At 43.6% G+C, this 12,102-nt stretch carries 6 protein-coding genes; all 6 read left to right on the top strand.

Translation table 11 applies throughout. The annotated features are described in order from the left end of the window. Positions 1-20 precede the first annotated feature (20 nt). The 6 genes from INF28_RS07715 to INF28_RS07690 all read left to right on the top strand — a co-directional run bounded on the left by INF28_RS07715 (position 21) and on the right by INF28_RS07690 (position 12,088). Positions 21-1,634, top strand: a complete 1,614-nt coding sequence (locus INF28_RS07715) for an extracellular solute-binding protein (RefSeq protein WP_226392893.1) — start codon at positions 21-23, stop codon at positions 1,632-1,634. Then, on the top strand, positions 1,631-3,346 hold the full coding sequence (locus INF28_RS07710) for a sensor histidine kinase (protein WP_226392892.1): 1,716 nt from the start codon (positions 1,631-1,633) through the stop codon (positions 3,344-3,346). The genes INF28_RS07715 and INF28_RS07710 overlap by 4 nt, the downstream gene beginning before the upstream one ends. Before the next feature lie 9 nt (positions 3,347-3,355). After that, the gene (locus INF28_RS07705) at positions 3,356-4,792 is read left to right on the top strand and encodes a response regulator (RefSeq protein WP_226392891.1); all 1,437 of its coding nucleotides are present in this window, start codon (positions 3,356-3,358) and stop codon (positions 4,790-4,792) included. 21 nt (positions 4,793-4,813) lie between these two features. Next, positions 4,814-7,411, top strand: coding sequence for a heparinase II/III domain-containing protein (locus INF28_RS12995; protein WP_226392890.1), 2,598 nt, complete (start codon positions 4,814-4,816; stop codon positions 7,409-7,411). A 150-nt stretch (positions 7,412-7,561) separates the two neighbouring features. Further along, positions 7,562-10,792 (top strand): immunoglobulin-like domain-containing protein, encoded by a 3,231-nt coding sequence (locus INF28_RS07695; protein WP_226392889.1) that lies wholly within the window; start codon positions 7,562-7,564, stop codon positions 10,790-10,792. A gap of 159 nt (positions 10,793-10,951) precedes the next feature. Next, positions 10,952-12,088 carry a glycoside hydrolase family 88 protein gene (locus tag INF28_RS07690; protein WP_226392888.1) on the top strand — a complete coding sequence of 379 codons (1,137 nt, stop codon included), beginning with the start codon at positions 10,952-10,954 and terminating at the stop codon, positions 12,086-12,088. The last annotated feature ends 14 nt before the right edge of the window (positions 12,089-12,102 follow it).

Raw genomic sequence — 12,102 nt, 5'->3', positions numbered from 1 at the left:
TTTGGAAAGGAGTTTTTACAATGAAAAACATGTGGAAAGTCATGGCAGGTGCGGCTGCAGCTGTTTTGCTGATGAGCGGCTGTGCCGCATCGGATCAGGAGATTGCTTCTTCTGATGTAAAGCCGATTGATCTTGATTCGGTTACACCGGAAGAAAACACCATGCCCATTACCAATGAACCCATTACCTTATCTGCGATTACGACCAGCAAGGTGTCGGTTGCGGGAAAAACCTACTCGTATAATGAAATTAAGGCTTTTCAGGAAATGGAAAAAATCAGCGGAATCAAAGTCGACTTTCAGGTTGTGGAAAATGAGAGAGTGAACCTGATGTTTGCCTCGGATGACCTTCCTGATTTGATGCTTTTAAACTGGGGCGGCATTGGTGGCGCGCTGACCTATGCTGAGGATGGCCAGATCCTTGCTTTGGATGACTATATGGGGAAATATGCGCCCAACATTGTCAAATATATGAAAGAAAACCGCACTGTTTATCCCCAGATGACGGAGGCGGACGGAAAAATGTATACATTCCCGTTTATTCGTGGCGATCAGGAACTTCGGGTTTTCCAGGGCTTTCAGATTCGTCAGGACTGGCTGGATAAGCTGAATCTTGAAATGCCGCAGACACGTGATGAGTTTTATAGTGTGCTTAAGGCATTTAAAGAGCAGGATCCCAACGGCAACGGCGTTGCAGATGAGGTCCCCTATATCGCAGAAAAGACCTTTGGTATTGACAGGATGTACAACTTCTGGGGCAAGGATGCGTTTTATGTAGATAACGGAACGGTAAAATGCGGTTGGACAGAGCCTGAATTTAAAGAATATGTCATTTGGCTGAATCAGCTTTATCAAGAGGGATTGATTGACCCGGATTATGCAATTACCGACAAAACCCAGTTTGATTATAAAGTTTCCAATGAACTGGCAGGTGCCTGGTATGGCTTGGCCGGCGGCGGTTTGGGCCGTTTGATGACACTGATGGAACCGGTAAATCCTGAATTTGACATTGCAGGTATGCCGTGGCTTGAGGCAGATGATGGTAAAAAATATGTGGTAAACAGCGAATATGTTACGGAGGCCTCTACCCTTGGCTATGCGGTTTCTACTCAGTGCAAAAACATCAAAGAAGCGGTAAAATGGATGGACTATGCTTACAGCGAAGAAGGAATTCGTCTTTTTAACTTTGGTATTGAAGGCGAGAGCTATACCATGGAAAATGGTGTACCGACTTATACCGATTTGATTGTGAACAATCCCCAGGGACTGCCTATGTCGGAGGCAATCGGTCTTTATGCGGTGCCAAGCGGTTATCCAACGCTGCAGAGTCTGGATTATTTTGATCAGTATATGCAGCCCAAGCAGAAAGCCGCTATTAACGTCTGGAAGGACGCAGATGCCAGCCGGTCGATCCCGTCTTTGAAATTTACGGCAGATGAATCCGATAATGTAAATAAAAAATATAATGAGATTAAGAGTTATCATGATGAGATTATTAATAAATTCATTGTCGGCAAGGAACCGATTGAGAATTTTGATACCTATCTCAGCACGATTCAGACCATGGGAATTGAGGATGTTGTAAAATCCTATCAGGCAGCATATGACCGGTACAGCAGCCTGCTGAATAAATGAGCCATATGAATCAGGTGAAACGTTTTTTAAAAAGTACGTTTTTCCGGTTTATGGCAGCGTTTTTGGTAGTTGCTGTGTTTCCGATGATTCTTTTTTCGGCATTGATTATCAATTATTTTGCGGAAAATCACCGGAGGGTAATTTTACAGAATTATCAAAGCTCTCTTGCAGGTATGGCGGACAAAATGGATACTACCTATCTGGATGCTGTGAATATTTTGCATGAAATTGATGCCCAGTATCTTTTCTCTTCGGACGCTCCTGCTATGCTGCGTTATTATCTCAATAAGAACAGCAATCTTGAAAATATTATCTTTGTGGCTCCTGATGGTGTTTGGGAATTGGAGTCAAAAGAAAATAAATATAAAAATGTTTTCTTTGATTTTCAGGATGCTGAGTGGTTTGAGGCAATGCGTGAAAAAGGGGAGGACGTGGTGATTACACATCTTCACGATCAGCCATACTTTAATGGCGTCAATGATTACGTCATCAGTATTGTTAAGAATTATTATGATCATTCCGGCGAATATGCCGGAATGATCATTCTTGACCTGAATATCAATTATTTTCTGGATTTATATCGCAGTTCAGGAATGAGTGATGTTGAGAAGCTGGAAGTTGTGGATCAAAATAATATATGTATTTATTCGACTTCTGTATACGAAATAGGCGGGGATTTTGTACCGGAAAACCTGAATCGCCTGAATGCAGAACCAACAGACGCTGCAGTAAATGATTTGGGGGATGCGTTCTATCTTGTTGCCAAAAGCGAAAATATGGGCAATACTCTTTTCTTACAATTAAATAATCGGCGTATTTTTGCAGATTTATACAATATGCAGAAATATTTGCTAATACTTGGAATTTTTGCCGTCATGGTCATTGTTTGCCTGTCGGTTTATTTTGCTTTTTCTATGTCGGAGCCGCTGAAGGCGGTTTTACAGAAACTACAAAAAATTAAAGCAGGAAATTTTGATTTGGAAAAAACACCATGCCGGGATGACGAAATTGGTATTATATCTTCTGGCGTGGATGATATGATCCGCGATTTAAAAGCCTATATTGACAAGGAATATTTTTATCAGCTCAAGCAGAAGCAGACGGAACTGAAGGCGCTGAAAATGCAGATCAAGCCACATTATATCTATAATACGCTGGAGATTATCCGGGTAACAGCAAAGGAAGAAAAGGCAGGAAAAACTGCTGTCATGATCAGTGCGCTGGCGGAGCAGCTGCGGTATTTACTTGATACCGGTTCTGAATTTGCTTCTCTTGAGGATGAACTTAATAATGTGAAACGGTATATAGAACTGATGCAATTCCGATTTGAAAATTCGGTTGACATCAATATTGATTATCAAGTAGATGAACAGGCGCTCTCATACCGGGTACCAAAGATTATTTTACAGCCCATTGTGGAAAATATCTTTAAGCATGCAATTTCTGAGACTACAACGCATCTTTTGATTGCAATTCATGTCACATGTACCGAAAATGGTATTGAAGCGGCAGTTTTTGATAATGGCCGGGGCATGGACGGACAGGTTGCTGCAGCTGTTTTATCACAAGATAGCAGTGAAAATGTGCATATTGGCTTAAAAAGTGTAGATGAAAGAATTAAGCTTTTATATGGAAATGAATATGGATTGATGATCCAGAGCGAAACCGGAATGGGTACTTTGGTCAAAATTTTACTACCGAAAAGCGAGTGAGTGATCAAGATGAAATTGAAAATTGTCATTGCAGATGATGAGGCGGTTATTCTCCGAGGATTGCGCAGTTGTGTAAAAAGCTTGGGAGACGATGTAGAAATAGTTGGAGAAGCAAAAAACGGCAGTGAACTTCTGCACAAAATTGAGGAGACCAAACCCCATATTGTCATTTCTGATATTGCTATGCCGGAAATGACAGGACTTGATGTATTACAAAAATTAGCAGATCAGCCCATGTGCCCGTATTTTATTTTGATTAGTGGCTATCAGGAATTTGAATATGCTCGGCAGGCAGTTGCTTTAAATGCAGCCGAATATTTACTGAAACCCATTAATGAAGAGACCCTGCTGCAAAGCATTCTCAAAATAAAAAAACAAATTTTCGGTCAGGAGAACCGTGACAATGATTTTGGCATGGAAAGTGATGAACAAAAATCCTTTTGTGTCTGTGCGTTAAAATCGGACATATCCCGTCAGCGCGATATTTTGCGGTTTTTATCCTATGAAAATTATCAGGCTATACGGTACAGGGAATATGTCTGTATCATTTTTGACGCCGCGGATTTTAACTTTGACCTTAAGGTAATCCATCAGAAAGCACGGGAAATTTTAAAGCAAATGGAGCAGGAATTGCAGATAGAAGTCTGGGGCGGCCTTGGCAGCATTTGCACAGGAACCCAAAACATTGCCGCTTCATTTAAAGAGGCTGAAAAGGCTTTGCAGTATAATTATTTTTCGGATGAAGACAAAATTTTTTGCATTAAGGATCGAGCGGTTTTCCCACGCCCGGAGGGAGAAGGCTTTTCAGCTGAAATGGAAAAGCTTTTGCATGCTCTTCGGGTTTCGGATCAGGAAGCGGCGCAGAAGGCTTTTGCGTTGCTTTGTGGCTATATTCGCTGTGACTCTATGGGTGTCAAAGAAATTGCTGTGATGAAGCTTTACGCACTATTGGAACAAATCAAACGGACGCTTCATCATTCGGAGTTTGAGGAAATGTATGATGAAAATGTGATTATGCAGGAACTAAAAAACGCGGAGCGGTATTTAGAAGCCACCGATTATATTTGGGATATGCTGCATCAGTTTTTATCGGATCCCAAAGAAGAAAAGAAAAAGCGGGATATGTTTGAAATTGAAACCATCAAGGAATATATTGAAAACCATTTGTCAGAGAACATAAAACTTGAAACCATTGCAAAAATGATTTATATGAATTCCTATTATTTCAGCGTTTTTTTCAAAAAACATACGGGAACCAATTTTAAAGATTACGTGGCAAAGGTCAAGATGGAAAAGGCCTATGACCTGGTGCAGAACACAGGAATGAAAATGTATGAGATTGCCGAGCAGATCGGTGTTTGTGACCAGAAGCATTTTAGCAATATGTTTAAAAAATATTTTGGAATTACCCCAACGGAACTGAGGCGGAAAGCGGAAAAAGAATAGGCAAGGGAGAGAAATATGGTGGTGAACGAGGAACTAAGAAAACAGATAGAAGAGGCAAAAGAGCTATTTGAACGGGAGGAAAAGTATCATTCTAAAAAAAGCAATGCAATATTTGCCTGGCAGATCAGCAAGGCGGAGGAAGTTTTGAAAAACGGATCAGAAAAAGAAATGGGTCTTGCACTGGACGGCGGCAGCTGGGCCATGCTTTTTGGGATTACTGGGGCTGCACGGCTGTATCAAAGCCAGCGGCTTATGGAAACTGCTGTGCCGGAAGAGAAAGCTTTGTTTGGCAGCATGCGGAATCGGAAAGAGGACTATTTGTTTTTTTCGGCTTCAGAACTTGCAAAACTGCGGGGCAAACTTTCCCATCCTTTGATTCAGAAAGAATGGAAGAGGATTCGGGAAATTGCCGATGAATATAGTCTTAAGGATACGGAAAATATTCCAATCTATATGAAGGCATGGCGTCAGCTTCCCTTTAATTTCCATACGGTAAGCGAAGCCTGTACGGCGAAGATACGGTTTGCTTTGCCCGAAGGAGAGGTATATTTGGATAAGATATGCCTTAAAGAGAGCAGTACCGGAATAAAACAGATACCAAATACCTCTTTTGTAAATGCCGTCTTGGTTTCGGAAAAAAGAAAAGAGACCTATGGAAACCGAGGCAGGCTTTCGGTAGAGAATGTGATTGCACTGCACGGAACAGATGAAATCGAAACCATGGAAAGTATAGAGATCAAAGGAAATGCGGATTACACACTTGACCTGTTTGTGAAACAGGAAAAACCGTTGATGCAGCTGCTGCGGATTTCTGTTCTTCTGTATGATTTGGCGGGAAACTGCGTTCAGATAGCGGATTATGACTGGAATCGGCTGACTCATATCCGGTGGGATTATATGTTTGAGCGCAGCTGTGCGGATGCGGTGGTGTATTTACTGACCGGAGAAGAGGAATATGCAAAAAAAGCGGCGGCTGAACTTTTGTATATGCTCTCTGACATGAAACAAACCGGGGTATTATATTTTATGCAGTACAATCAAAAGCCCTTTGATGATGGTTATGGAACGGTACATATGGGAAGGGCTATGGCTGGACTTTGCATGATATATGACATTTTGAGAAAAGCTCCCGGTCTAATGACGGAAGAACAGCAAAAAGAAATAGAAAAAGGAATCTTTTTTATTGCCTTTTATTTGGGGCAATGCGGTACGGTAAACTGTGAAAACGGAGGACTTCGGTATTTCCCGGAGATGGAAGATCAATCCTCATTGCTGTTAGGAGGCAACTGGACGACAGATCAGTTTGCGGGGCTTGGGTATTTTGCGCTGACTTTTCCTGAACATCCATTATCTCCTGTCTATCTTGAGAATTCTAAGGCGGTGGTAAAAAAGCATTTGGAGGAGCTGACCGATCCGGACGGCATCTGGCCGGAGTCCATGCGGTATCATTTTGCGGTTTTACAGGGTTTGTTGTTATACGCGCTGGTGCTGAAGCGAAATGAGGGAACGGACCTTGCTGTCAATCCCAAATTTAAAAAGATGTATCAGTATGCCTTGGAAACCCAGCTGCCTCAGTATTGCTATACGGACAATACCATTTCCCATCTGGTATTTGGCGATGATAATTTAGGAACAGGGAAAAGCTTTTGGCACTTTAATCTTGCTTCTACCCTGTTTCGGGACAGCGATCCTGTTTTTGCCGATCGATTGCTGGCGACCTGGAAAAAATCTGGAGGCGACATTGCTTTTGATGGTCTTAATGGCTGGCTTTTGCCTTTTATTTTGACGGATGCGGATTCTGTGCCTATGGATCAGGTGGGAGGTCTGCAAAGTCAGTGCTATCCGCACTTTGGCCTTGCTGTTTTGCGCAGTAATGCGGAAACAGAGCGGGACACCCATGTCACCGTAGTTTGTACAAAGAATTGTGGTGCGCACGGCCATTTTGACCTGGGTAGTTTTTCTTATTTTGCAAACGGCGTTCCTCTTTCGCTTGACCCTGGCGTGGAGAGTTACTGGGACAACAGCCTGAAATGGTACCGCAGTTCAGCGGCACATGCTACCGTGCAGTTTGACGGTCAAAATGTATTAAACAGTGACGGCGGCCTTGGCATGGTATATGAGGAAGAGGATAAAATCCGGTATTTTTCCACCAGTGACGAATTGGATTATCTTATGCTGACGGTGAAAAATCCCGCTGGAGATGGCTGGCAGATCCGACATCTGATTCTGCACAAAAAAAGCGGCGCGCTTATTGTATATGACCAAATCGAAGATTTCCGGGGTGAGACGGTGTGGAATCTGCCGCTTTGCAGCAGAGAAACTATGGTCAGAAAAAAAGAGGTTATAGGAAAAGGACATTTTGATACAGATATCAAGGTGCAGGCCCTGTTGCCGGAAAGCCCGCAGATAACCGTGGAAAGGGGTGCGGTTTCTCCTGGCGCCCTGCCGGCAGCGTATCAGGATTATGTTCGCATTCACGGCAAGGATACAGATTGTTTTCTGGTTGTGCTTCAGCCGGTGCGCAGAGATACGCCCACTGTTTCGGTTGCTCTGAAAGAGGGCGTCCTTTATCTTGATAAAACTCCAGTTAAGCTTCAAATCATAGAAGGAAAGAACTAAAAAATGCACACTAAAATCTAAAAAAAATAGGTATACAGTATTTTGCGAGTGAATTATACTTTTCTTATACTGAATGGGACAGACTGTTTTCGAAAAAGCAAACGAAAGCGGTCTGTTTCCAGTTTTATATTTTCATAAGGAGGAATGGTTATGAGAAAAGGGATGCACATTTTGCTTGCGGCGGTCATGATGCTTCAAATGGTGATTCTTCCGGCGGTTGGGTATGCGGAAGATCCGGAACAAGCAGCAGTGATTGACCTTCCGGTTTTTGCAGATGCTATGGTACAGTCGAGTGCAAAAGCCAATGCTAATTTTGGCGCAATGCAAAAGATTTACAGTGTTGCTTTGCAAGGCGAATTAAGCCGTGAAATTTTTATGAAATTTGATTTGTCGCAAATTAGAGAAATGGGTTTTACCATTGAAAAAGCGGAATTGTATATGACCTATGGCGGCAGTAATACCGCACAGCATGGCAATGGATATATTGTGCAGCGGGTAACGGATCCGGCAGGGGATACCTGGACAGAAGGAAATGCTAATGGTGCGCAGACTACAACGGATACCGATATTACATGGAACAATTCAAGAACAATGGCAGAAACAGCAGAAGAGGTTTTTAATTCTGGAGAGGGACGGTTGATAACGGAAAGCAACCAGCCTACTGTAGTAGACATTACTTCAGCGGTAACAGCCGAGGGAACCGATGATTTTTTGACTTTGCGGCTGATTACTAATTTTGTTGGCAATGAGAAGCAGACCTGGGGAATTATGATTTACTCCAAAGAGGATGAAGTAGAGCCCATGTCTCAGCCCCATCTGCGGCTTACTTTAGCAGCGGATCAGCAGACAGTGGACAATGCGATAGCGGTTCGCGAGGATGCAGCGGCGATTGATCTTGGTGATATCGAAAATATTACAGAAAATTTTGTTTTGCCCACAACTGGTGCGAAAGGCAGCAATATTTCCTGGCGGTCTTCCAATCCGGATGTTTTGTCGGTCAGTGCAGATGGTGCCTTGGCGGAATATCATCAGCCTCAGGAGGATACGCAGATAACCATGACCGCGACGGTTAGCAAAGGCGAAGCGAGTATTACCCGGGAAATTCTGGTTACCGTTAGAAAAGATGCCATTGTATCCAAAAACATTTTAGTCTCTGCCGATACTTATGTACACAACGGAAATGGTACAAAAAATTTTGGCGGTGATGTTTATGCCTTTTCGGCGGCAGCAGCAGAGGTCAGCCGTGAGATTTATTTACGGTTTGATCTGTCCGAGCTGAAGAAAAATGCTTATGAAGTTTTAAAAGCAGATCTGTCTTTGCAGATACAAAAAAATGGAGGGCAGTATAATCAGTCGTATGTGATTTATTCTCTTCCGGATACCGGCTGGACGGAAGGATCTGCTATCGGAGCGGAAACCGGTGTTGCAACCGATTTGACCTGGAACAATTCCCGTACTATGGCAGAGCAGTCCAAGGAAATTTTTGATGGAAGTACTTTGCGCCCTGCTTATGGTGCGCCGTTTTATTCGGATATAACGCAAGCGGTATATGATGCTGTGTATTCCGAGGCGGATACCTTGGTTTTGCGTATAGTAACCAGTTTCCGGGATCCAAATAATAAGAATACCTATGGTATTCATGTGTTTACCAAAGAATCTGACGGACCGGATACGCAAAAACCTCAGCTGATTCTGAGCCTGAAGAAGAACCAGGACAAGGCAGATGTGTACACGGATGCAGCGGCACTGTCTCTTGGAAATCTGGATACGGTTTCGGCCGACCTCAGCCTTCCAAAGACAGGTGATAAGGGCAGCGACATTTCCTGGCAGTCCTCCAATCCGGATATATTGGAAATAAGCGAAGCAGAGAACGAGATAAAAGCGGTATACAAAAATCCTGCGGAACCCACAGAGGTCACGTTGACCGCAACGGTTTCGAAAGGCGAAGAGAGCACGCAAAAGATCTTTGCGGTGCAGGTGGTACCCAGTGACCTAAGCGAAACGGCCATGGATTTGCAGGCGATTTCCATCCAATATGATGAAAATGCTTTAAAAATTGATTTGCCTGCAGAGGGTGTAAGTGGCTCAACCATTACATGGGAGTCCAATATCCCAGCGGTGGTGGACAACACAGGAAATGTAAAACGGCCTGCATTTGCGGATCAAGAAGTTATCCTGACTGCGACGGCGGCAAAGGAAGGAAGCGAAAATGCCACTCGAGAATTTAACTTTACCATTCCAGCTCTTGGCAGACTGATAGCAGACAAGGATACGGGTATCAGTATTACCATTGACAGCCAAACCAGCGCAACCCCGCTGGGTACAGCGACAAGCGTTATGACGTATGATGATAACGAGATGCGGAAAATTCTGCTTGGATTTGACTTGAGTGAAGTGCCCCAAACCGTGAAAAAAGCCACACTCTATATTACCCGCTCGGATGCCAATGTAAATTATTTGAATTTTTACGATATGAGCAAGGATGGTTGGGACGAGGCGACTCTGTGCGGCAATAATTATGCCGAAGTGATGCAAAACGCCAAGGGAGCAAAAACAGCGGAAGTACGGCTTGGCGGTTCCGGTGCTAATTTAAAATATGCTGTGGATGTGACCGCGTCGGTACAGAAAGCCATGGAAGAAGATGATTATCTTACCTTAGAGGCCACTAAATTTACTGGCACGGTTGCCGGAGAGGTTGCCGGATTGTCGAAATATCCAACCAGCATTTATACCAAAGAATATGAGATTCCCGACTATAGAGAAGCTACAGATTACAGACCGTATCTGGTTTTTGAGTATACCGAGGATCCGGATGAAGCTGCGCTGATTTCTCAGCTGAATCAGCTGACATTGCCGGCAATTGTTACCGATACGCTGATATTGCCTCAAAATACAGTGTCTGGTTTGCCGGTAACTTGGACCAGCCGAGCAGAGGACTTTATTACAAGTGCGGGTGTGGTGACCCCGCAAGCCACAGAAGCGACGGTTCGTTTGACAGCAGCGGTCAGCCAAAACGGCAAAACAGTAACGCGAGATTATTTTGTGACTATGGAAAATCCCCAGTTTTCCTATGTGATACTGGATCTTTTCTATCGCGGTGAAGACGGGAATTTAACGGATACCCCAGCTGCTTTGGGAAGCGTGGACAGCGTCCGTGTTTTGCGAACAAAAAATACAGCTGGCAAATTATATTTTGCCGTTTATAAAGATCAGACGTTGGTAGACTGCAAGACGGTAGATATCCCGGAAGGAAGTCTTGGCGAATATTTTACAGCTCAAATTGATGGTATTACTTTCCCGGAGGAAATGGAAGGGTATAGCATAAAGGCATTTTTGCTGTCAGATGACGGTAAATTGACACCCCTTGCGGAAGCAAAATAAGATGATGAAAAGGCTGTTTTACGCGGAAAAAGCAAAAAACAGCCTTTCATTTTGTGTAGCAAAAAAAGATTGACGTTGATAATAATCTGGAGTATAATGGGAAAAGAAAAATTACATATTTTGAAAAAAGAATAAATATATTAGGAAAGGAATGACAAAATGCTTAAGGCAGAAGATCAAAAATGGATAGAAGAAACACTGCAAAAAGTGGAAAAAAAGCTGACACGGACAGCTCAAGAGGTGGAGTTTTGTTTCCCATATACCACAAAGAACGGAAAATACGAAAAAAGCGAGGAGGAACTGCCTTTTGATGGCATTTGTTGGTGGACCAACGGGTTTTGGCCTGGTATGATGTGGCTGATGTATCTGCGCACCAAAAACGAGCTGTTCCGGCAGAAGGCGGAACAGAGTGAGAAGGAGCTGGACAAGGCCTTTGGTGTTTATGATAAGCTGCATCATGATGTCGGCTTTATGTGGCTGACGTCCGCGGTAGCGGATTATCGGATTACTGGAAATGACGCATCAAGAAAACGGGGGCTTCATGCGGCAGATATTTTGGCTGCGCGGTATAATATGGTTGGTAAATACATCCGCGCCTGGGGAAGCGGGAACATCAACAAGGGGTATGCAATCATTGACTGTATGATGAACATTCCTCTTTTGTACTGGGCAAGCGAGCAGGTTGACGACCCCAGATACCGCTATATCGCAGAACAGCACGCCAAAACCACCATGGAACACCACATCCGGCCCGATGGATCTTCTAACCATATTGTCATTTTTGATCAGGATACCGGTGAAATCATCGACAATCCCGCCGGACAGGGATATGAATCCGGTTCTTCCTGGTCCCGGGGGCAGGCGTGGGCTTTGTATGGATTTATTCTCAGCTATATCCATACGCATAACGAGGACTTTTTAAACACGGCCAAACGCGCCGCCCATTATTTTATTGCGAATGTGGCGGATGAATTTGTGGCAAAATGTGATTTCCGTGCGCCGAAAGAACCGGTGATCTATGACAGTACCGCCGGAGTGATTGCCGCCTGTGGATTGATTGAAATTGCAAAAGCTGTGGGAGAATATGAAAAGGACTTATACTTAGACAGCGCCATCCGCATCTTAAAAGCTACGGAGGAACGATTCTGTGATTGGAGTGAATCGGAGCAGTCGATCGTACAGATGGGCACCGGGGCATATCATGATAAGCAACATCATTATCCTATTATTTACGGAGACTATTATTTTATTGAAGCATTGATGAAACTGGCCGAAAATGATATTTTGTTCTGGTAAAAAACAAGGCTGCC

The organism is Ructibacterium gallinarum (genome assembly GCF_014982785.1).
Classification (GTDB): Bacteria; Bacillota; Clostridia; order Monoglobales; family Monoglobaceae; genus Ructibacterium; species Ructibacterium gallinarum.
This window is presented reverse-complemented; position numbering and strand designations above follow the sequence as displayed.

Coding starts and splice junctions, on each gene's coding strand:
- INF28_RS07715 (WP_226392893.1), top strand. CDS start 21: ATGAAAAACATGTGGAAAGTCATGGCAGGTGCGGCTGCAGCTGTTTTG.
- INF28_RS07710 (WP_226392892.1), top strand. CDS start 1,631: ATGAGCCATATGAATCAGGTGAAACGTTTTTTAAAAAGTACGTTTTTC.
- INF28_RS07705 (WP_226392891.1), top strand. CDS start 3,356: ATGAAATTGAAAATTGTCATTGCAGATGATGAGGCGGTTATTCTCCGA.
- INF28_RS07695 (WP_226392889.1), top strand. CDS start 7,562: ATGAGAAAAGGGATGCACATTTTGCTTGCGGCGGTCATGATGCTTCAA.
- INF28_RS07690 (WP_226392888.1), top strand. CDS start 10,952: ATGCTTAAGGCAGAAGATCAAAAATGGATAGAAGAAACACTGCAAAAA.